At 50.2% G+C, this 19,796-nt stretch carries 21 protein-coding genes; 9 read left to right on the top strand and 12 right to left on the bottom strand.

The window, feature by feature from the left end:
* Positions 1 to 42: 42 nt before the first annotated feature.
* The 3 genes from prc to msrC all read right to left on the bottom strand — a co-directional run bounded on the left by prc (position 43) and on the right by msrC (position 3,403).
* Positions 43 to 2,091, bottom strand: a complete 2,049-nt coding sequence (gene prc, locus ACJHXB_RS14520; RefSeq protein WP_001055785.1) for a carboxy terminal-processing peptidase — start codon at positions 2,089 to 2,091, stop codon at positions 43 to 45.
* 19 nt (positions 2,092 to 2,110) lie between these two features.
* Positions 2,111 to 2,809: an RNA chaperone ProQ gene (gene proQ / locus ACJHXB_RS14515; protein ID WP_000431370.1), complete on the bottom strand. Its 699-nt coding sequence runs from the start codon at positions 2,807 to 2,809 to the stop codon at positions 2,111 to 2,113.
* A 96-nt stretch (positions 2,810 to 2,905) separates the two neighbouring features.
* Positions 2,906 to 3,403, bottom strand: coding sequence for an L-methionine (R)-S-oxide reductase (gene msrC, locus ACJHXB_RS14510; protein ID WP_001043875.1), 498 nt, complete (start codon positions 3,401 to 3,403; stop codon positions 2,906 to 2,908).
* Between the two features lie 129 nt (positions 3,404 to 3,532).
* On the opposite strand from msrC, the gene yebS reads away from it, so the two are divergent.
* The 5 genes from yebS (at position 3,533) to ACJHXB_RS14485 (ending at position 9,587) form a co-directional block, all read left to right on the top strand.
* Positions 3,533 to 4,816: a membrane integrity lipid transport subunit YebS gene (yebS, locus tag ACJHXB_RS14505; protein ID WP_001469184.1), complete on the top strand. Its 1,284-nt coding sequence runs from the start codon at positions 3,533 to 3,535 to the stop codon at positions 4,814 to 4,816.
* Positions 4,785 to 7,418: a lipid-binding membrane homeostasis protein YebT gene (gene yebT / locus ACJHXB_RS14500; RefSeq protein WP_001469185.1), complete on the top strand. Its 2,634-nt coding sequence runs from the start codon at positions 4,785 to 4,787 to the stop codon at positions 7,416 to 7,418. Before yebS ends, yebT begins: the two co-directional genes overlap by 32 nt.
* Positions 7,419 to 7,497: 79 nt before the next feature.
* Positions 7,498 to 8,937 carry a 16S rRNA (cytosine(1407)-C(5))-methyltransferase RsmF gene (rsmF, locus tag ACJHXB_RS14495; RefSeq protein ID WP_024186572.1) on the top strand — a complete coding sequence of 480 codons (1,440 nt, stop codon included), beginning with the start codon at positions 7,498 to 7,500 and terminating at the stop codon, positions 8,935 to 8,937.
* Positions 8,938 to 9,054: 117 nt separating this feature from the next.
* Complete coding sequence (locus ACJHXB_RS14490; RefSeq protein WP_001295499.1) at positions 9,055 to 9,291, top strand: YebV family protein; 237 nt, start codon at positions 9,055 to 9,057, stop codon at positions 9,289 to 9,291.
* A gap of 104 nt (positions 9,292 to 9,395) precedes the next feature.
* Positions 9,396 to 9,587 (top strand): YebW family protein, encoded by a 192-nt coding sequence (locus tag ACJHXB_RS14485; protein WP_001296140.1) that lies wholly within the window; start codon positions 9,396 to 9,398, stop codon positions 9,585 to 9,587.
* On the opposite strand, the gene pphA is transcribed toward ACJHXB_RS14485, so the two are convergent.
* From pphA to yobA, 4 genes are all read right to left on the bottom strand, one after another.
* Complete coding sequence (gene pphA, locus ACJHXB_RS14480) at positions 9,588 to 10,244, bottom strand: protein-serine/threonine phosphatase (protein WP_001559255.1); 657 nt, start codon at positions 10,242 to 10,244, stop codon at positions 9,588 to 9,590.
* A gap of 394 nt (positions 10,245 to 10,638) precedes the next feature.
* Positions 10,639 to 10,980 carry a YebY family protein gene (locus tag ACJHXB_RS14475; protein WP_000976485.1) on the bottom strand — a complete coding sequence of 114 codons (342 nt, stop codon included), beginning with the start codon at positions 10,978 to 10,980 and terminating at the stop codon, positions 10,639 to 10,641.
* 12 nt (positions 10,981 to 10,992) lie between these two features.
* Entirely contained in the window at positions 10,993 to 11,865 is an 873-nt protein-coding gene (gene copD / locus ACJHXB_RS14470; RefSeq protein WP_000879330.1) for a copper homeostasis membrane protein CopD, read from the bottom strand.
* Between the two features lie 3 nt (positions 11,866 to 11,868).
* Entirely contained in the window at positions 11,869 to 12,243 is a 375-nt protein-coding gene (gene yobA, locus ACJHXB_RS14465; RefSeq protein ID WP_000168747.1) for a CopC domain-containing protein YobA, read from the bottom strand.
* Between the two features lie 138 nt (positions 12,244 to 12,381).
* On the opposite strand from yobA, the gene holE reads away from it, so the two are divergent.
* From holE to exoX, 3 genes are all read left to right on the top strand, one after another.
* Positions 12,382 to 12,612 (top strand): DNA polymerase III subunit theta, encoded by a 231-nt coding sequence (holE, locus tag ACJHXB_RS14460; RefSeq protein WP_000916763.1) that lies wholly within the window; start codon positions 12,382 to 12,384, stop codon positions 12,610 to 12,612.
* Between the two features lie 101 nt (positions 12,613 to 12,713).
* Entirely contained in the window at positions 12,714 to 13,370 is a 657-nt protein-coding gene (gene yobB, locus ACJHXB_RS14455; protein WP_000011651.1) for a carbon-nitrogen hydrolase family protein YobB, read from the top strand.
* Positions 13,371 to 13,393: 23 nt separating this feature from the next.
* Positions 13,394 to 14,056, top strand: a complete 663-nt coding sequence (gene exoX / locus ACJHXB_RS14450; RefSeq protein ID WP_000944256.1) for an exodeoxyribonuclease X — start codon at positions 13,394 to 13,396, stop codon at positions 14,054 to 14,056.
* Here the strand turns inward: exoX and ptrB are convergent.
* The gene (gene ptrB / locus ACJHXB_RS14445; RefSeq protein ID WP_000936960.1) at positions 14,053 to 16,113 is read right to left on the bottom strand and encodes an oligopeptidase B; all 2,061 of its coding nucleotides are present in this window, start codon (positions 16,111 to 16,113) and stop codon (positions 14,053 to 14,055) included. The two genes, exoX and ptrB, sit on opposite strands and share 4 nt — an antisense overlap.
* A 156-nt stretch (positions 16,114 to 16,269) precedes the next feature.
* Positions 16,270 to 16,695 (bottom strand): IS200/IS605-like element ISEc46 family transposase, encoded by a 426-nt coding sequence (tnpA, locus tag ACJHXB_RS14440; RefSeq protein ID WP_000064874.1) that lies wholly within the window; start codon positions 16,693 to 16,695, stop codon positions 16,270 to 16,272.
* 56 nt (positions 16,696 to 16,751) lie between these two features.
* Here tnpA and ACJHXB_RS14435 point away from each other — a divergent pair, with 56 nt between their 5' ends.
* The gene (locus ACJHXB_RS14435) at positions 16,752 to 17,921 is read left to right on the top strand and encodes an RNA-guided endonuclease InsQ/TnpB family protein (RefSeq protein WP_001604616.1); all 1,170 of its coding nucleotides are present in this window, start codon (positions 16,752 to 16,754) and stop codon (positions 17,919 to 17,921) included.
* Between the two features lie 163 nt (positions 17,922 to 18,084).
* Here ACJHXB_RS14435 and ACJHXB_RS14430 read toward each other — a convergent pair whose 3' ends face one another.
* The 3 genes from ACJHXB_RS14430 to yebG all read right to left on the bottom strand — a co-directional run bounded on the left by ACJHXB_RS14430 (position 18,085) and on the right by yebG (position 19,784).
* Positions 18,085 to 18,744, bottom strand: a complete 660-nt coding sequence (locus ACJHXB_RS14430) for a tellurite resistance TerB family protein (protein ID WP_000024731.1) — start codon at positions 18,742 to 18,744, stop codon at positions 18,085 to 18,087.
* A gap of 326 nt (positions 18,745 to 19,070) precedes the next feature.
* Positions 19,071 to 19,427, bottom strand: a complete 357-nt coding sequence (gene yebF / locus ACJHXB_RS14425) for a protein YebF (RefSeq protein WP_001295500.1) — start codon at positions 19,425 to 19,427, stop codon at positions 19,071 to 19,073.
* A 66-nt stretch (positions 19,428 to 19,493) separates the two neighbouring features.
* Positions 19,494 to 19,784: a DNA damage-inducible protein YebG gene (gene yebG / locus ACJHXB_RS14420; RefSeq protein ID WP_000257738.1), complete on the bottom strand. Its 291-nt coding sequence runs from the start codon at positions 19,782 to 19,784 to the stop codon at positions 19,494 to 19,496.
* Positions 19,785 to 19,796 lie beyond the last annotated feature (12 nt).

Here is a 19,796-nt window from a genome sequence, read left to right as displayed (position 1 = left end):
GCTGTTAAAAAATCAGGCACAATTTCTTGTGCCTGATTGATATTACTTGACGGGAGCGGGTTGTTCCGCGGGTCTGGCTTTTTCAAGCTTTGCCAGATCGAGTGCGATATTCACCGTCTCATCCAGATAAGGATCCGGCTCCTGGTAATCTTTCGGTAGATCATCCAGTTTCTTCAACTCCGGTTTACCTTCGCGTTTAAAACGTTCGTTCAAACGCGCCAGACGCGTCGCATCATCTTCATTATTCTCTTTCTCACGCACAGCGTAATTCAGAGAAACGATATTGCGCTTGTCCTTCATGGCGTTGAAGCGCGCGATATCCTTCATGATGTTCTGGAACTCAGGATCTTTCGCGATACGCGCATTATGTTCCTTCAGCAGCTCCGGTCCAAAGGCCGTTAAATCGCCTGATTTCACATAGGTCGCGGCATCGATGCTATCCCACGGCAGCGCGTTATCTTCGAATTTCTCACCGGTTTCCGTTTCTTCATTACCCGTCGGCATGATGATGTCTGGCGTTACGCCTTTACGTTGCGTACTGCCGCCGTTAACGCGATAGAATTTCTGGATCGTGTACTGCACAGAACCCAGCGCTGGCCATTCAGGACGTAACATCTGATCGTAAATACGGTTCAATGAACGGTATTGCTGAACGGTGCCTTTACCAAACGTCGGTTCACCCACAACCAGCGCACGACCGTAATCCTGCATTGCCGCGGCAAAGATTTCTGAAGCCGAAGCACTGAAGCGGTCAACCAGCACCACCAGCGGGCCTTTATAGAAAACCTGCCCATCAGTATCGCTGTCTTCACGAACTTTACCGTTGTTATCACGGACCTGAACAATCGGACCGGATGGAATGAACAGACCGGAGAGCGATACCGCTTCGGTCAACGCCCCACCGCCATTGCTACGCAGGTCGATGATGACACTGCTGACATTCTGTTTTTCCAGTTTCTGCAACTGCACTTTGACATCGTCTGTCAAACCCACATAGAAACCTGGAATATCCAGAACGCCGACTTTCTCTTTACCGACGGTCTTCACCGACATTTTAACCGCACGGTCTTCGAGGCGAATACGTTCACGGGTCAACGTTACAGTACGGGTCTTGGTCCCTTTACCAGCAGGTAAAATTTCCAGACGAACTTTACTGCCCTTCGGCCCTTTAATTAAGGCAACCACATCATCAAGACGCCAGCCAATCACGTCAACCATCGGCTTGCCTGTTTGACCAACACCGACAATTTTGTCACCAACGCTGATAGCTTTACTCTTCGCTGCCGGACCACCTGCCACCATCGAATTGATAACGGTGTAGTCATCATCCATTTGCAGAACTGCGCCAATACCTTCCAGCGACAAACTCATTTCAGTGTTGAACTGTTCGGTATTACGCGGGGAAAGATAGTTGGTATGCGGGTCGATTTCACGCGCAAACGCCGTCATTGCCAGCGAGAAAACATCTTCGCTGTTGGTTTGCGCCAGACGACGAATGGCAAATTTGTAGCGGCGAGTCAGGGTTTCACGAATTTCTTTATCCGTTTTTCCTGCCAGCTTCAGGCTTAACTCGTCGAATTTGACTTTACTGTCCCACAGCGCGTTCAACTCAGCCTCGTTTTTCGGCCATGGCGCTTTGCTGCGGTCAAGGTTATAAGTGTCGTTGCCGGTAAAATCCATCGGCTTTTCCAGTACCGACAAAGCGTACTGGTAACGCTCAAAACGGCGCTTTTGCGCCAGATTGTAGAGATCGTAGAAAACGTCGAGTTTTCCTGAACGCAGTTCATCACCTAACTCGGTTTTCTTTTTCGCGAACTGTTCAACATCGCTTGCCAGCAGCACGTTGTGGCTGTAATCGAGCAGATTCAGGTAGCGGTCAAAGATTTTGGCCGAAAATGCCTGATCGAGGTCGAACTGGCGATAATGAGAACGGGTGAAGCGCGACGTTACGCGCTCACTTACCGTCGCATGCTGCGTCTCTTCCTTTAATACCGGAATTTGATCAGCACGCGTGATATCTTCTACAGCGAAGGTCTGGCCTGCTATTGCAAGCAGGCCAGCTAACGCGGTAAGCCTAAAAAACATGTTCATGCCTGGCCCGGCCTCCGTTTCAGAACACCAGGTGTTCTGCGCGCACAATCAAAGACATACCCGAATTCAGCTGGACGCGGACGCCGTCTTTGGTGATTTCTAATACGGTGGCATCCATCGCGTTTTGACCCGCTTTCACCTTCAGGGCTTGTCCGACAGTCAGAGCTGAAATGTCAGAAACCGGGGTGTGCTGTTCTTCGCGAGGTGCTTTTACTGTTTTTGGCGCTTTCTCTACCGGCTTTTGCGCACGAGGTTTACGTTCAGCGCCTTCTTTGCGGCGTGGCGTGGTCGGACGTGGCTTGCGTTCGCGTCGCGGTGCGTCTTCTTTCTCACCAGCAGCTGCGGCAGCTTCGCGTTTTTTCGCTTGCTGTTCAGCACGCTGTGCCTGAACACGCGCTTTCGCTTCTTCAAGCTGCTTGCGAGCATGCTCTACATGTTGCTCGTCCAGCTCACCGCATGGGTTGCCGTCAAGATCGACACGCGTTGCGCCGGGTTTAACACCGTAAAGATAACGCCAGCTCGAAGTGTAGAGACGTAAAGCGGATCGTAATTGCGTTTTGCTCAGGTTCATTTCCCCGGCAACACGATCGACCAAATCCTGAAAAATACCGATTTTCAGCGGACGCGCTTCACCTTCCGCACTGAAACAGTGGGGAAAACGTTCGGCCAGAAACGCGATTACTTCTTTACTGCTATTCAACTTAGGTTGATTTTCCATGAAATTTCCTGATTACAACGGACGTAGCCAACAAGCGCAGGCATGAACAGGCGTCATTATAATGACGCTATCAGTAAATGCTACGTTATCCGTTGATTATCCTGCGACGCTCGCAAAGAATTTTTTGTAATCCGTCGTTGCAAGCACCTTTTCAAGCTGTGCCACAAGCTGACGTAAGCCTTGCTCGTCCTCGTCTGTAAAGCGATCGAAGACGGTACTATCGATGTCGAGAACACCAATAATCTGATTTTTCACCACCAGCGGCAGAACAATTTCAGAATTACTTGTCGCATCACAGGCAATATGCCCGTCAAACGCATGAACATCCTCGATACGCTGCACTTGATTGCGGGCAACCGCAGTACCGCACACGCCGCGCCCGACGGGTATCCGGACACAGGCAATTTTGCCCTGAAATGGTCCGAGCACCAGTGTATCGTCCTCAAGCAAATAAAAACCTGCCCAGTTAACGTCACTGAGACGCTCATATAACAACGCACTGGTGTTAGCAAGCGTTGCCAGAAAACTGGTTTCTCCTGCCATCAGCGCGTTAAAGTCGCGATTTAAATCCGCGTAAAATTCTGTTTTGTTCATTATATAATCACTTGGTTGTCTTACCTGGAACTGCCAGCCTATTAAAATAAGCATTAAATGCGTTAATGCTCAAGATCATTCCCATCATGGGTTAAGATTAATGTTAATTCTTATTACATTTGGCACGTCATGGCTCTTAACACACCACAAATTACGCCGACAAAAAAGATAACAGTGAGGGCTATCGGTGAGGAACTGCCGCGTGGTGATTACCAACGTTGCCCGCAATGTGACATGCTGTTTAGCCTGCCCGAGATAAATTCTCATCAAAGTGCCTATTGTCCGCGCTGTCAGGCAAAAATTCGTGACGGGCGCGACTGGTCGCTAACGCGCCTGGCGGCAATGGCCTTCACCATGCTGTTGCTTATGCCGTTTGCCTGGGGCGAACCGCTGTTGCATATCTGGCTGTTAGGCATTCGTATTGACGCCAACGTTATGCAAGGCATCTGGCAAATGACCAAACAGGGCGATGCGATAACGGGGTCGATGGTCTTTTTCTGCGTTATCGGTGCCCCCCTCATTCTGGTGACCTCCATAGCTTATTTATGGTTTGGTAACCGACTGGGAATGAATTTACGTCCGGTACTGCTGATGCTTGAACGACTTAAAGAGTGGGTAATGCTGGATATCTACCTGGTCGGCATTGGCGTTGCTTCTATAAAGGTACAGGATTATGCCCATATCCAGGCGGGTGTCGGCTTGTTCTCTTTTGTGGCGTTGGTGATTTTAACGACGGTGACGTTGTCACATCTTAATGTCGAAGAACTGTGGGAGCGATTTTATCCACAGCACCCCGCTACGCGTAGAGACGAGAAACTCCGTGTTTGTCTTGGGTGCCATTTTACCGGCTATCCTGATCAGCGTGGTCGCTGCCCGCGTTGCCATATCCCGCTACGCCTGCGTCGCCGTCATAGTCTGCAAAAATGCTGGGCGGCGCTGTTAGCATCAATCGTTTTGTTGTTACCTGCCAACCTGTTGCCTATTTCTGTCATTTATCTGAATGGTGGCCGGCAGGAAGATACGATTCTTTCCGGGATTATGTCGCTGGCAAGTAGCAACATTGCGGTCGCAGGAATCGTCTTTATCGCCAGTATTCTGGTGCCGTTTACTAAAGTGATCGTCATGTTCACTTTACTGTTGAGTATTCATTTTAAATGCCAGCAAGGTTTACGCACACGCATTCTGTTACTGCGGATGGTGACCTGGATTGGTCGCTGGTCGATGCTTGACCTGTTTGTCATATCTTTAACCATGTCGCTGATTAATCGCGATCAGATCCTCGCTTTTACTATGGGACCGGCTGCGTTTTATTTCGGCGCAGCGGTAATTTTGACTATTCTTGCTGTGGAATGGCTGGACAGCCGCTTACTTTGGGATGCACATGAGTCAGGAAACGCCCGCTTCGACGACTGAAGCGCAGATTAAAAATAAACGCCGTATCTCACCTTTCTGGCTGCTGCCGTTCATCGCGCTAATGATTGCTGGTTGGCTGATTTGGGACAGTTATCAGGACCGGGGTAATACCGTCACCATCGACTTTATGTCGGCGGATGGTATTGTCCCGGGCCGCACCCCTGTTCGTTATCAGGGCGTTGAAGTCGGAACTGTGCAGGATATCAGCCTGAGCGACGATCTTCGTAAGATTGAAGTCAAGGTCAGCATCAAGTCCGATATGAAAGATGCGCTGCGCGAAGAGACACAGTTCTGGCTGGTGACGCCAAAGGCCTCGCTGGCAGGTGTCTCCGGGCTGGACGCCCTCGTCGGTGGTAACTATATCGGCATGATGCCAGGTAAAGGTAAAGAGCAGGATCACTTTGTCGCACTCGATACCCAACCGAAATATCGGCTGGACAATGGCGATCTGATGATCCACCTGCAAGCCCCCGATCTCGGTTCGCTGAACAGTGGTTCATTGGTCTATTTCCGCAAGATCCCGGTGGGTAAAGTCTACGACTATGCCATCAATCCCAATAAGCAAGGCGTGGTGATTGATGTCCTGATCGAGCGGCGTTTTACCGATCTGGTGAAAAAAGGTAGCCGTTTCTGGAACGTTTCCGGCGTTGATGCCAACGTCAGTATCAGTGGCGCGAAGGTGAAACTGGAAAGTCTGGCGGCACTGGTTAACGGTGCGATTGCCTTCGATTCACCTGAAGAGTCGAAACCTGCCGAGGCGGAAGATACCTTTGGTCTGTATGAAGATCTCGCCCACAGCCAGCGTGGCGTAATAATAAAACTGGAACTGCCGAGTGGGGCCGGATTAACCGCCAACTCGACGCCGTTAATGTATCAGGGGCTGGAAGTCGGACAGCTGACTAAACTGGATTTAAATCCTGGTGGCAAAGTCACCGGAGAAATGACCGTTGATCCCAGCGTCGTTACGCTGTTACGGGAAAATACCCGCATCGAATTACGTAATCCGAAATTATCCCTTAGCGATGCCAATCTCAGTGCCCTGCTGACCGGCAAAACCTTCGAGTTGGTGCCGGGCGACGGTGAGCCACGTAAAGAGTTTATTGTTGTTCCTGGCGAAAAAGCCCTGCTCCATGAGCCAGATGTTCTGACGCTGACCCTGACCGCGCCGGAAAGTTACGGTATTGATGCTGGTCAGCCGCTCATTCTTCACGGCGTGCAGGTAGGCCAGGTTATCGATCGTAAACTCACCAGTAAAGGCGTCACCTTTACCGTCGCCATCGAGCCTCAGCATCGCGAACTGGTAAAAGGCGATAGCAAATTTGTCGTCAACAGCCGTGTCGACGTGAAGGTGGGGCTGGATGGCGTTGAGTTTCTCGGTGCCAGCGCCTCAGAATGGATTAACGGCGGGATACGTATTCTGCCAGGCGATAAAGGCGAGATGAAAGCCAGCTATCCACTGTATGCCAATCTGGAAAAAGCGCTGGAGAATAGCCTTAGCGATTTACCCACCACAACCGTAAGTTTGAGTGCAGAGACGCTGCCGGATGTGCAGGCAGGCTCGGTAGTGCTGTACCGTAAATTTGAAGTTGGTGAAGTTATTACCGTGCGCCCGCGAGCTAACGCGTTTGATATCGATCTGCATATTAAGCCGGAGTATCGCAACCTTCTGACCAGCAATAGCGTGTTCTGGGCAGAAGGCGGGGCGAAAGTTCAGCTGAATGGTAGTGGCCTGACCGTACAGGCATCCCCGCTCTCCAGAGCATTAAAGGGAGCCATTAGCTTCGATAACCTCAGCGGTGCCAGCGCCAGTCAGCGTAAAGGCGATAAGCGTATTCTGTATGCTTCCGAAACAGCGGCCCGTGCGGTTGGCGGGCAGATTACGCTTCACGCTTTCGATGCCGGAAAACTGGCGGTCGGAATGCCAATTCGCTATCTCGGTATTGATATCGGGCAAATCCAGACGCTGGATCTGATTACCGCGCGCAATGAAGTACAGGCAAAGGCGGTGCTCTATCCGGAATATGTCCAGACCTTTGCTCGCGGTGGTACGCGCTTCTCAGTGGTCACACCGCAAATTTCGGCAGCTGGCGTTGAGCATCTAGATACTATCCTCCAGCCGTATATCAACGTCGAACCAGGCCGGGGCAATCCTCGCCGCGACTTTGAATTACAAGAGGCCACCATAACTGATTCGCGTTACCTGGATGGCTTAAGCATTATTGTTGAAGCGCCGGAAGCCGGTTCGTTAGGTATCGGTACACCTGTGTTGTTCCGTGGTCTGGAAGTCGGTACGGTTACCGGAATGACGCTGGGGACATTGTCAGATCGCGTGATGATTGCGATGCGCATCAGTAAACGCTATCAACACCTGGTGCGTAACAATTCCGTCTTCTGGTTGGCATCGGGTTACAGTCTGGACTTTGGTCTGACGGGCGGCGTAGTGAAAACCGGCACCTTTAACCAGTTTATCCGTGGCGGCATCGCCTTCGCCACGCCTCCGGGTACGCCACTGGCACCGAAAGCCCAGGAAGGCAAGCACTTCCTGTTGCAGGAAAGTGAACCGAAAGAGTGGCGTGAATGGGGAACTGCGCTTCCCAAATAATGCCCACTGCTCCGGCGTGCCTGCGCCGGAGCGTTTATGCTAAACTGCGCGCCTGTTTTTTTGCCAGTGGTATATGCTCGTGGCCCAACACACCGTTTATTTCCCGGACGCCTTTCTGACGCAAATGCGCGAAGCAATGCCTTCGACGCTCTCTTTTGATGATTTTCTTGCCGCCTGTCAGCGCCCGTTGCGCCGCAGTATTCGCGTTAATACGCTGAAAATCTCCGTTGCTGATTTCCTGCAATTAACCGCCCCTTATGGCTGGACGCTTACGCCAATTCCGTGGTGTGAAGAAGGTTTCTGGATTGAACGCGACAATGAAGATGCATTGCCATTGGGTAGTACCGCCGAGCATTTAAGTGGCCTGTTTTATATTCAGGAAGCCAGTTCAATGTTGCCCGTCGCCGCCTTGTTTGCTGACGGTAATGCACCACAGCGGGTGATGGATGTCGCTGCTGCGCCAGGCTCCAAAACGACGCAAATTGCCGCGCGGATGAATAACGAAGGGGCTATCCTTGCCAATGAGTTTTCTGCCAGCCGGGTAAAAGTGTTACATGCCAATATCAGCCGCTGTGGTATCAGTAATGTTGCGCTCACACATTTTGATGGCCGCGTGTTTGGTGCGGCATTGCCAGAAATGTTCGATGCCATTTTGCTGGACGCTCCCTGCTCCGGCGAAGGCGTGGTGCGTAAAGATCCCGATGCGCTAAAAAACTGGTCACCAGAAAGCAATCAGGAAATCGCAGCTACCCAACGGGAACTGATCGACAGCGCCTTTCATTCATTACGCCCTGGCGGTACGCTGGTTTACTCGACCTGTACCTTAAACCAGGAAGAAAACGAAGCCGTTTGCCTGTGGCTGAAAGAGACTTACCCCGACGCAGTAGAGTTTTTACCGCTTGGTGATCTCTTCCCTGGTGCAAACAAGGCGCTGACCGAGGAAGGCTTTTTGCATGTTTTCCCACAAATTTACGACTGCGAAGGCTTCTTCGTTGCTCGTCTGCGTAAAACTCAGGCGATTCCCGCCTTACCCGCTCCAAAATACAAAGTGGGCAATTTCCCGTTCAGCCCGGTGAAAGATCGCGAAGCTGGACAAATTCGTCAGGCGGCTGCAGGTGTTGGCTTAAACTGGGATGAAAACCTGCGACTCTGGCAGCGCGACAAAGAAGTGTGGTTGTTTCCGGTAGACATTGAAGCCCTGATCGGTAAAGTCCGATTTTCTCGCCTGGGGATTAAACTTGCCGAAACGCACAACAAAGGTTATCGCTGGCAGCATGAAGCGGTTATTGCCCTTGCCTCCCCCGACAATGTGAACGCTTTTGAACTGACACCGCAGGAAGCGGAAGAGTGGTATCGCGGGCGCGATGTTTACCCGCAAGCCGCGCCAGTAGCGGATGATGTATTGGTTACTTTCCAGCATCAGCCGATTGGTTTAGCCAAACGAATTGGTTCGCGACTGAAAAACAGCTACCCGCGTGAACTGGTGCGAGACGGGAAACTTTTTACCGGTAACGCCTGACAGCGCACAAAAAAAGCGCACTTTTTGACTGGCACATTCGGCTGCCTCAACTAGGCTGAAAAATGGTGCGATCGGACTGGTCGTACCACAATCGGCAGCTAAATGGAGAGCACGAAGATGAAAACCAGTGTGCGCATAGGCGCTTTTGAAATCGACGACGGCGAATTACACGGCGAATCGCCGGGTGATCGAACGTTAACCATTCCTTGTAAATCAGACCCCGATTTATGTATGCAACTGGATGCCTGGGATGCTGAAACCAGTATTCCCGCCCTGCTAAATGGCGAACACTCTGTCCTTTACCGTACCCGTTACGATCAACAATCTGATGCCTGGATTATGCGTCTTGCCTGATCCAAAAAGAACCCGTCGGCATGGCGGGTTATTTGTCCTGGTTATTTCCCCGTTGTAAAATCTCTCCTAAACTTAACGGTACGGCACCACACTTCGGGGATGAAATGTTCGCGCTGGTACTTTTTGTTTGCTACCTGGATGGCGGTTGTGAAGATATTGTTGTGGATGTCTACAACACGGAACAGCAGTGTCTTTATTCTATGAGCGATCAACGGATCCGCCATGGCGGTTGTTTTCCGATTGAGGATTTTATAGATGGTTTCTGGCGACCTGCACAGGAGTACGGTGATTTTTAATTATTGCAATTGCACAAGGGTCAGTTCGCCCCCAAAGACAGCACCGGTATCAATATAATGCAGGTTGCCAATATCCACGCGATGACGCAACGGTGTATGACCAAACCAGAAATGATCAGCACCTGTAATTCCCTTCCCTTTTTGGCCTTCACGTAATCGTGAGCGGCTCCACAAGACCTGATGCAAATCGACGTCCTTTTGCCATTCATAAACATCATCCGGATAATCGGCATGGGCAATAACATGTTTGCCGGTGCGACTGTGTACTTCAAGAATAAAGGGCAAATGCTGACATTTTTCCAGCGCCGTTTTCGCTTGTTTCTGTTGATTATCTGCCAGCGCAATAAACCAGTCGCCGCCATTCATCAACCACAAAGACATCTGCTGGGATGCCAGCGCATCCATCGCCATCTGTTCATGATTGCCTCTTACCGCACGAACCCAATGTTGTTCCAGTAACTGCAGGCAACGTAAACTTTGCGGCCCACGATCGATAACGTCTCCCACTGAGATAAGTAAATCTCGCCACGGATCAAAACCACAATGCCATAATTTGCGGCGCAACTGCTCAAGACAACCGTGTATATCGCCTGAAAGCCAGATATGTCGCCATTGATGACCCGCAATTCTCTGATAAACGGGCGCAGGCTGTTTCATCAATATTTTCCTCCCGCGCTAAAGATCACATAATCTTAACAAAAATGTTAAAAAACGCTGGACTCAGACAGTAGAGTGTGTGTTATGGTTGACTATAAAGTCAGCGAAGGGAATGCTTCTGGCTTTTAACAGATAAAAAGAGACCGAACACGATTCCTGTATTCGGTCCAGGGAAATGGCTCTTGGGAGAGAGCCGTGCGCTAAAAGTTGGCATTAATGCAGGCTTAGTTGCCTTGCCCTTTAAGAATAGATGACGACGCCAGGTTTTCCAGTTTGCGTGCAAAATGGTCAATAAAAAGCGCGGTGGTCATCAGCTTAAATGTTAAAAACCGCCTGTTCTGGTGAAAGAACTGAGGCGGTTTTTTATTGGAAATCAAAAGGCTATTTTAGGTAATTAACAGAGTTTTTCAGCTCGCTCTATAAACGGTGCCAGACTCATTTTTTCACCTGGATTGTTAGGATCATCAATCTGAATCACCGAAATGGGCTGGGCTTTAGTCTTCCCGCTGGCGACTTCTTTTTGTGCAATATCGTTTAACGGATACTGCACGAGAGTACTTGGGTTAATGACATACAAAGCATTACCCGGTCGGCAAGTCAACATCACCTCTTCGCGGTTAAATGCCCATTTGTCTTTACCCACTTCAAAACGACTGACGGTAATCACCTGCGGTGCCGCCAGCACCGCTGCAGAACTGGTGAGTAACAGAAACGCCAGAATACTTTTTTTCATCATTTTCGTAATCCATCAAAAAGGTTCGAGAGTCGCAAGCAGGCTGATGATCACCAGCACTACCGCACCTATCGCCCATTCGAGTTTAGTCATCCACACAAACCAGGGAGCCGCACGATCTTCATCCTGCCTCATGCGCGGTACAAGAACATAACGATTAGCCAGCGCAATGACCACCATAATCATCACCAGGATGGCTTTGAGCAATAAGAGTTGGCCCCAGTAAGTCGTAAGCGTGGGGGGAAATCCGGTAATCAACAATGCATTAAGCACGCCGCTTGCCAGTACGCCGATCACCGCAAAATGCCCGCACCAGGAAAAACGCATCAGCGCCTGAATAGCCTGGTGTCGCCAACGGCCTTTGATGAGTTGCATACACCAGAGCACCGGCAGTAATCCCCCAAACCACGCCGCCGCACAGATCAGGTGAATCGCGTGATTAGTCTGATGGATTTTCGCCGTTACCCCTTCATTCAGCGTCGCATGCCCGACTCCCGCCAGCAGAATAAATTGCGCGGTAGTGAGCATAAACAGCAAACGTGGCATATTCCGCGGTTGCATAAGGGCGACGATCAACGTTACGAGGGCGAGAACAATTTGCCATAACCAGACGCCACCAAACTGCGTTTGCAAAACAGCCTGCCAAATGTTTGGCGAAAATACATCTGTCCATCCCGTTCCCATCAACCCGCCCTGAACGGCGAGCATTGCAGTGGCACTGATCAAACTCCAGACGGCAGCGTGCTGTTGTAAACGCAGAAAACGCTTCGTCAGCAAGCGACGAATCGTTAAGGGGGCCAGCCAGGCACCGTACATTGCGAAGCCAAAAACCAGCATCAGCGAGGTGAAATGGATAAATCGCAGCGCGATCCAGGTAAACGCCAGCATGATTTATTTCACGCTAAAGGTGTAGTGTCCTTTCGTTTTATGCCCGTCCACCGAAACAACATGCCAGTCAACGGTGTAGGTTCCGGGTTTCAGCGAATCGGCCAGTGGAACAATCAGTTGCTTTTGGTCCTGCTCATTCCGCTTCGCCGGTAATGTTTTAATATTTTCGTTTTTTGGCCCCGTGATTTTTGCACCACTGAATCCTGTTTCAACGCCTTCCGAGAAGTTTAAAGTGATTGCCTGCGGGGCAGCTGTCACTTGCGCATTTGCCGCAGGATACTGATGCGTTAAATGCGCATGTGCCCAGACGGAAGGTGTCACCAACGAAGTGGTCAGGATTGCCAGCGCGTAGCGAAGGGAGCGTGCAGTTGAAGCCATATTATCTATTCCTTTTTGTAATAACTTTTTTACAGAGCATAACCTTGTCTAATGTCTGAGTCGAGGATCATCAATTCCGGCTTGCCATCCAGGCTCACTCTTAGTAACTTTTGCCCGCGAATGATGAGGAGATTAAGAATGCTGAAGAATCTGGCTAAACTGGATCAAACAGAAATGGATAAAGTGAATGTCGATTTGGCGGCGGCCGGGGTGGCATTTAAAGAACGCTACAATATGCCGGTGATCGCTGAAGCGGTTGAACGTGAACAGCCTGAACATTTGCGCAGCTGGTTTCGCGAGCGGCTTATCGCCCACCGTTTGGCTTCGGTCAATCTGTCACGTTTACCTTACGAGCCCAAACTTAAATAAAACTTATACAGAGTTACACTTTCTTACATAACGCCTGCTAAATTATGAGTATTTTCTAAACCGCACCCATAATTTGCAGTCATTTTGAAAAGGAAGTCATTATGTCGTTCTGGAAAGTTGCAGCAGCGCAATATGAGCCTCGTAAAACCTCACTCACCGAACAGGTAGCTCATCATCTGGAGTTTGTGAGGGCCGCCGCCAGGCAACAATGTCAGCTGTTAGTTTTTCCATCGCTTTCTTTACTGGGATGTGATTATTCGCGACGTGCCCTTCCTGCCCCACCCGATCTCTCGCTGTTAGACCCGCTTTGTTATGCTGCAACGACCTGGCGAATGACCATCATTGCCGGCCTTCCCGTTGAATATAACGATCGCTTTATTCGTGGAATTGCGGTGTTCGCACCGTGGCGAAAAACACCAGGGATCTACCATCAGAGTCATGGTGCATGTCTGGGCCGTCGTTCCAGAACCATCACGGTGGTCGATGAACAACCGGAAGGTATGGATATGGACCCGACCTGTTCACTGTTTACGACAGGGCAATGTCTGGGGGAACCCGACCTACTGGCGTCGGCCCGTCGCTTACAATTTTTTTCACATCAGTACTCGATTGCTGTGCTGATGGCAAATGCCCGTGGTAACAGTGCACTATGGGATGAACATGGTCGTCTCATCGTTCGCGCCGATCGTGGTTCATTATTGTTAGTCGGTCAGCGTTCATCACAGGGTTGGCAAGGCGATATCATTCCATTACGCTAGGCTTTTTCGGCCTGGAGCATGCCATGTTGCGCATTATCGATACAGAAACCTGCGGTTTGCAGGGAGGGATCGTTGAGATTGCCTCTGTTGATGTCATTGACGGAAAAATCGTCAACCCCATGAGCCACCTGGTGCGCCCCGATCGTCCTATTAGTCCACAAGCGATGGCGATTCATCGCATCACCGAAGCCATGGTCGCCGATAAACCGTGGATTGAAGATGTGATCCCACACTATTACGGTAGTGAATGGTATGTCGCGCACAACGCCAGCTTTGACCGCCGCGTACTGCCTGAGATGCCCGGTGAGTGGATTTGCACTATGAAACTGGCCCGTCGTTTGTGGCCAGGGATCAAGTACAGCAATATGGCGTTATATAAAACACGGAAGCTCAATGTACAGACGCCGCCGGGCCTGCATCATCACCGCGCGTTGTATGACTGTTATATCACCGCCGCGTTGCTTATCGATATTATGAACACCTCCGGCTGGACGGCAGAACAGATGGCCGATATCACCGGACGTCCGTCGTTGATGACGACCTTCACCTTTGGCAAATACCGTGGCAAAGCGGTTTCCGACGTTGCCGAACGCGATCCGGGCTATCTGCGCTGGTTGTTTAATAACCTGGACAGCATGAGCCCGGAGCTGCGTTTAACACTGAAACATTATCTGGAAAATACCTAATCCGCAGGCGTAGCGGGTAATGTTCCCTGCGCCAGCGCGACCAGAAAAGCATATTCCATCGCTACGCCTTCGTACGATTTAAAGCGGCCAGATTTACCGCCATGGCCTGAGTCCATGTCGGTACAGAGCAATAAAAGATGGTTATCGGTTTTCAGCTCGCGCAATTTAGCGACCCATTTTGCCGGTTCCCAATATTGCACCTGAGAATCGTGTAAACCGGTCGTTACCAGTAAATGTGGATAAGCCTGTGCGGTGACGTTGTCATACGGGCTGTAGCTTTTCATATACTCGTAATATTGCGGATCCTGCGGATTCCCCCACTCTTCAAACTCACCAGTGGTAAGAGGAATTGATTCATCAAGCATCGTTGTTACAACATCAACAAACGGTACCTGGGCGATAACGCCGTGGAATAATTCCGGGCGTTGATTAATTGCAACGCCCATCAACATGCCCCCCGCACTCCCGCCCATCGCATAACAAAGCGAAGGAGAGCCATAGCCCAGTTTTAACAATGCATCGCAGGCATCAAGATAATCATTAAACGTATTTTTCTTCTTCAGAAATTTACCGTCTTCGTACCATTGTTGCCCCAGCTCACCGCCGCCGCGAACATGGACAATGGCGTAGACAAATCCACGATCTAATAAACTCAAGCGGCTAAAACTGAAATCGGCATCAATACTTGCGCCGTAAGAACCGTAGCCATACACCAGCAGCGGGTTGTGCCCTTTGCGAAAATGTTTGCGATGGTAGACCAACGAAACCGGAACTTCGACGCCATCACGGGCGACTATCCACAGGTGTTCACTGCGGTAATTCGCCGCATCAAAACCAGGAACTTCCGTTTGTTTTAATACACGACGCTCACCGGTATCCATATCCAGTTCAAACAAAGTGTCTGGTGTGGTCATGGAAGAATAACCATAACGCAATCGCGCGGTTTCAGGTTCTGGATTGTAGGCAATCCAGGTCACATAGGCCGGATCATCAAAGGCAATGCCAATGACTTCCCGGGTCTTGCGGTTAATTTGGCGCAAACTGGTTAACCCGCGCTGACGCTCTTCAACCACCAGCCAGTCGGTAAACAGCGTAAACCCTTCCAGCATGATGTTTTCGCGTGGCGGAATTAACTCTTCCCACTGTTGCTCATCACGCATACGGGTACGGTATAAGCCAAAGTTTTTGCCGTGGCGGTTGGAACGCAGATAAAAACGATGCTGGTAGTGATCAAGGCTGTATTCGTGATCTTTGCGGCGCGGCAGAAAAACAAACGGCTCGGCATCGGCCATTTCCGCGTCCAGCAGGCGAACTTCACTGGTGGTGGCGCTGGCCAGATGAATGACTACATAGTGCTTCGAGGTCGTTTTATGCAGGCTGACGTAATAGGTTTCGTCTTTTTCTTCGTAGATCAGTTTATCCTGCGATGCTGGCGTACCGATGGCGTGACGCCAGACCTGATAAGGAAGCAGCGTCACCGGATGCTTGCGAACATAGTAGAAAGTCCAGGAATCATTTGCCCAGACAAAGCTGGGTTCAACGTTATCCAGCAGTTCCGGATACCAGTTACCTGTTTCCAGATTACGAAAACGAATGCCGTACTGGCGTCGGGAAAGAAAATCTTCTGCCAGTGCCATAATGGTGTTATCGGGCGTAATCGCCATTCCGCCCATCGAATAAAACTCACTGTGCGCCGCGCGCTTATTGGCATCGAGCAATGTTTCCCACTCATCCCACTCTTCACTGAATGCCGATTGACGCTGGTAGATAGCATATTCACAGCCTGGTTCATAAATATGCCGATAGCGGTAGCCATTTTTTATGTAGGGCGCAGAAACTTCTCTTTGCGGAATGCGGTCGATGATTTCCTTTAAGATGCGATCCTGCAAGGCTTGTTGCGAGGCCATCACCCGATGACCGTAACTATTTTCTTGCTGCAGGTAGTCCAGGACTTCCGGCTGAGAACGCGTATCGTCCCGCAGCCAGTAGTAATTATCGATGCGCGTATCGCCATGAAGCGTCATGGCGTGGGGAATGCGGGCGGCTTTTGGTAGCATGTTCTTGTTCTTTCTGGTTGAAACATCTTATAAGGGTGGCAAAACTCACCGGGGATGCAAGCGAAACAGGGTAGTCATTGCTTAGCGAAAAACGCCGTAAACCCTCGCCCAATGCGGGCGGGGATATAAGGCGAAAAGCCCGCAGGGCTTTAAAGATCAATCAGGTGTTGACTGACTCTGAACGTAGGCTCTGAGCGTTTCAATCGTTGCCCCTCCGGTGCTACAGACAAAGTACGATCTCGACCACAAAAGCCCCGTTTTACTCTGCATACGTAAATGCGCGTTCTGCTGGCGTAGCAAACGTGATGATACCGATTTTAAATTATTGACCATCACACTGACCGCCAGTTTTGGCGGGTAGGCAACCAGCAGGTGTACATGGTCTGGCTCCCCGTCCATCTCAATAATTTCGCATTCAAGCTTTGCCGCAGCGGAGCCAAAAGCCTCACGCAACTGAGCGATCATCTGACTGTCGAATAGTTTGCGTCGATACTTTGTCGTAAAAATAAGGTGCACAACCAGCTTACTGACACTGTGTCGTTTGCGGAGAAATCCCGCCAGTAAATCATCATGATTACTCAATTGATATATTCACCTAAAGTGTTAAAATAAAAGCATTATATCAATGAGCGCTGATTATGTTAAGAGCAACAAAAGTACGCCTCTACCCGACACCAGAACAGGCTGAATTCATCAACGCCCAGTTCGGTGCAGTGCGTTTTGCGTACAACAAAGCTCTGCATATCAAGAAACATTCTTACCAGCGGCACCGCGTAAATTTAAACCCGCGTAAAGACCTCAAACCACTGCTTGCAGTGGCGAAGAAATCCCGCCGGTATGGATGGCTTAAAGAATATGATTCTATTGCGTTGCAGCAGGCGGTAATTAACCTCGACGTGGCTTTTTCTAACTTTTTCAATCCGAAACTGAAAGCAGGTAAACCTACCTTTAAAAGTAAACACGGCAGACAATCGAGCTACCATTGTGTTGGCATAAAAGTCCTTGATGCTGCGATAAAAATACCGAAAATCTTGCCGATTGAAGCGCGTTTACATCGTGAAATTACGGGAATGCTGAAAAGTATCACGTTGAGCCGCAGCGCAACCGGGAAATACTACGCGTCGTTACTCTGTGACGACGGGATGGAAGCGCCGGCAAAGCCCGCACTGATATCAAATGTGACAGGGCTGGATATGGGGCTGGCGCATTTTGTCATCAAATCGGACGGCAATAAAATTGCCAGTCCCCGCCACCTAATCAATGCAAGTCGCAACCTGCGCCGGAAGCAGAAAGCACTGTCCCGTAAGAAAAAAGGGAGCGCAAACAGGCGCAAAGTCAGAATACAACTTGCAGCCGTTCACGAACGGGTAGCCAGTGCCCGTGCCGATTTCCAGCACAAGTTATCTCGCGCAATTGTTGACGAAAACCAAGCGGTAATTGTCGAGACATTGAAAACGGCAAATATGATGAAAAATCACCATCTGGCTCGTGCGATAGGCGATGCTGGATGGTCTGGATTCATCACAAAACTGGAATACAAAGCAGCAGAGAAAGGTGTGCATCTGGTGAAACTGGATCAATGGTTCGCCAGTTCGAAGACCTGCCACTGCTGCGGTCACAAAATGTCGGAGATGCCATTACATAAGCGCATCTGGCAGTGTCCAGAGTGTGGAGTTGAACATGACCGCGATATCAACGCGGCGCTCAACATCAAACGCAAGGGCATACTGGAATTACAAGCGGCGGGACTCGTCGTTTCTGCCCATGGAGGCCAGCGTAAATCCGTCACACAGACGGTTGCGGCTTAAGAAGTGGGAAGCCTCGCCCGACAGGGCGGGGAGCAGTCACATGATGACAGGTAATGGCGCGGATATCGAATGTTATGCAGACAGAGAAAATCAGCCTGCTCAAATGGCTGTGCGGTTCTGGATAGCCCGAAATAGTCAACTTCAGGCTATCCAGAGAGCGGAATTATTCCGCCAAAGTACGTTTTTGCTGTTCGAGATCGCGTTCAATGCCGTCACGAACATCCTGGGGGATTTTCAGCGCGTCACCCAGTGCATTCAGGTAACTGCGTTCCATAAAATGGTCAATATCAATAGCCGCGCAGCTCAGGAAATAGATTTCCAGCGCCTCTTCTTCATTGCGGACCCCGGTAGCCAGGCGTTGTGGATCCAGCGGTTGTTCGATTGCCTGCTCAATGAGTACACGCCCCTGTTCTTCCACGCCGGCTTCACGCAATTGCAGGTCGATTGCCGCACGTTCTTTGGCATCAATATGACCATCACTTTTAGCGGCAAAGACCAGCGCAAGGATCAAACGTTCCGTACGCTCATCCAGCGGCGTACTTTGCGCGCCAAACTGCGGTTCGTCCTGATGCGCCGCGCGAATTTTATCTTTGTATTTATTCCACAGCACCGTACCCGCGACCGCTCCGCCGCCAACCAGTAACGCGTTGGTGCCATATTTCGTAAGAAGTTTACGTGCTGATTTATTTGCGACCAGCAGCCCAGCCAGTCCGCCTAATGCGCCTGGCACTAAAAGTTTGCCCAATCCCTGATCCGCAGACGAGGAGGCAGAAGAACTGCTTTGCCCAAGCAAGGATTGCAGTTGATTTAACCAATTAGCCATATTTGCTCCTCAATAACCATTTTTAGTGCCTGTAGCATAGCGGATGAGGATGTCAGAAAATGTATATCGAGACAAAAGATGCGCAAATAAGCGGGTCGGTAGGCCGTTATTCAAAGAAATTCGCGCCAGGTAAGGTGTTCACTGTATATCAGGTGATAAGGGTATTTTAGGTGAAAGTAGTTTGACGTTTTGAGTAGCACTGTTTGATGCTGATTGCCCGATGCGACGCTGTTGCGTCTTCTCAGGCCTACGATTGTGGTGCGTTGTGGGGCGGACAAGGCATTCGCGCCGCATCCGCCAACGGTCAATCGAATTATCAGAAGCCATTAACGCCGCTGATATTCCGCCATTCCCGCTTTGCAGTCCACGCTGACCTGGTAATGAATATCGGCACTTTTACCACGTACGGTTAGCGGTACTGACCATTTATCATCTTTACCCTGAATGTCCTGCAAACTGACCCATGCCACAGGATCGGCCTGACCGACAATTTTTTGATCATCTGCCCAGCGCGCCACGCGATTTTGTTGATAATCACGTTTTACGCTCGCGGCAATTCCGGCAGCATCCAGACCTTCACACTTTGGGAAAGTGACCGACTTGCTGGTTTCATTATTGGCAGCGAAAACTGATGCGCAAGCAGAAACCAACAACAGCCCTAAAAACGCCCCTCTTTTTTTCATGTTTTTCTCCATAGCACAATGATTCAGGAGAAAGCATGGTACAAATTGTCAGGAGCGCAAGTTGCTTCAGGCCGCGTGTGAGGCATCTTCCTCTTCGGATTCAGCACCGACGACCTGTGGGGACGGTAATTTGCCGGTTTTCAGAATGGTGCTAAGCACATCTTTTTGTTCTGCCAGCCATAGCGAAAGGGCTTCACGTTGCTCGTCTTCCATTTGCACTGGAGAATTTGTCAGCCAGGTGTCAAGCAGATCCGCCGTATCAAGCATTTTGTCATAAGCATCGGCTTCCTTTTTGCTGGTAAACGACATTTTCTCTTCGCCCTCACGAATGACTACGTATTTAACTTCAACCGCCATTTGCAGCCTCTC

Source organism: Escherichia sp. WS3227_2 (assembly GCF_046486495.1).
Classification (GTDB): domain Bacteria; phylum Pseudomonadota; class Gammaproteobacteria; order Enterobacterales; family Enterobacteriaceae; genus Escherichia; species Escherichia coli.
The sequence above is the reverse complement of the archived record's forward strand: the minus strand, read 5'-3'. Positions and strand labels throughout refer to the sequence as shown.

What these genes read in the sequence shown, in the direction of transcription:
- yobA (WP_000168747.1), bottom strand. Translation starts at nt 12,243, where the DNA reads ATGGCTTCAACTGCACGCTCCCTTCGCTACGCGCTGGCAATCCTGACC.
- yebF (WP_001295500.1), bottom strand. Translation starts at nt 19,427, where the DNA reads ATGAAAAAAAGAGGGGCGTTTTTAGGGCTGTTGTTGGTTTCTGCTTGC.
- ACJHXB_RS14485 (WP_001296140.1), top strand. Translation starts at nt 9,396, where the DNA reads ATGTTCGCGCTGGTACTTTTTGTTTGCTACCTGGATGGCGGTTGTGAA.
- copD (WP_000879330.1), bottom strand. Translation starts at nt 11,865, where the DNA reads ATGCTGGCGTTTACCTGGATCGCGCTGCGATTTATCCATTTCACCTCG.
- yobB (WP_000011651.1), top strand. Translation starts at nt 12,714, where the DNA reads ATGTCGTTCTGGAAAGTTGCAGCAGCGCAATATGAGCCTCGTAAAACC.
- holE (WP_000916763.1), top strand. Translation starts at nt 12,382, where the DNA reads ATGCTGAAGAATCTGGCTAAACTGGATCAAACAGAAATGGATAAAGTG.
- msrC (WP_001043875.1), bottom strand. Translation starts at nt 3,403, where the DNA reads ATGAACAAAACAGAATTTTACGCGGATTTAAATCGCGACTTTAACGCG.
- ACJHXB_RS14430 (WP_000024731.1), bottom strand. Translation starts at nt 18,744, where the DNA reads ATGGCTAATTGGTTAAATCAACTGCAATCCTTGCTTGGGCAAAGCAGT.
- exoX (WP_000944256.1), top strand. Translation starts at nt 13,394, where the DNA reads ATGTTGCGCATTATCGATACAGAAACCTGCGGTTTGCAGGGAGGGATC.
- ACJHXB_RS14435 (WP_001604616.1), top strand. Translation starts at nt 16,752, where the DNA reads ATGTTAAGAGCAACAAAAGTACGCCTCTACCCGACACCAGAACAGGCT.
- pphA (WP_001559255.1), bottom strand. Translation starts at nt 10,244, where the DNA reads ATGAAACAGCCTGCGCCCGTTTATCAGAGAATTGCGGGTCATCAATGG.
- prc (WP_001055785.1), bottom strand. Translation starts at nt 2,091, where the DNA reads ATGAACATGTTTTTTAGGCTTACCGCGTTAGCTGGCCTGCTTGCAATA.
- yebS (WP_001469184.1), top strand. Translation starts at nt 3,533, where the DNA reads ATGGCTCTTAACACACCACAAATTACGCCGACAAAAAAGATAACAGTG.
- ACJHXB_RS14490 (WP_001295499.1), top strand. Translation starts at nt 9,055, where the DNA reads ATGAAAACCAGTGTGCGCATAGGCGCTTTTGAAATCGACGACGGCGAA.
- proQ (WP_000431370.1), bottom strand. Translation starts at nt 2,809, where the DNA reads ATGGAAAATCAACCTAAGTTGAATAGCAGTAAAGAAGTAATCGCGTTT.
- ptrB (WP_000936960.1), bottom strand. Translation starts at nt 16,113, where the DNA reads ATGCTACCAAAAGCCGCCCGCATTCCCCACGCCATGACGCTTCATGGC.
- ACJHXB_RS14475 (WP_000976485.1), bottom strand. Translation starts at nt 10,980, where the DNA reads ATGATGAAAAAAAGTATTCTGGCGTTTCTGTTACTCACCAGTTCTGCA.
- yebG (WP_000257738.1), bottom strand. Translation starts at nt 19,784, where the DNA reads ATGGCGGTTGAAGTTAAATACGTAGTCATTCGTGAGGGCGAAGAGAAA.
- yebT (WP_001469185.1), top strand. Translation starts at nt 4,785, where the DNA reads ATGAGTCAGGAAACGCCCGCTTCGACGACTGAAGCGCAGATTAAAAAT.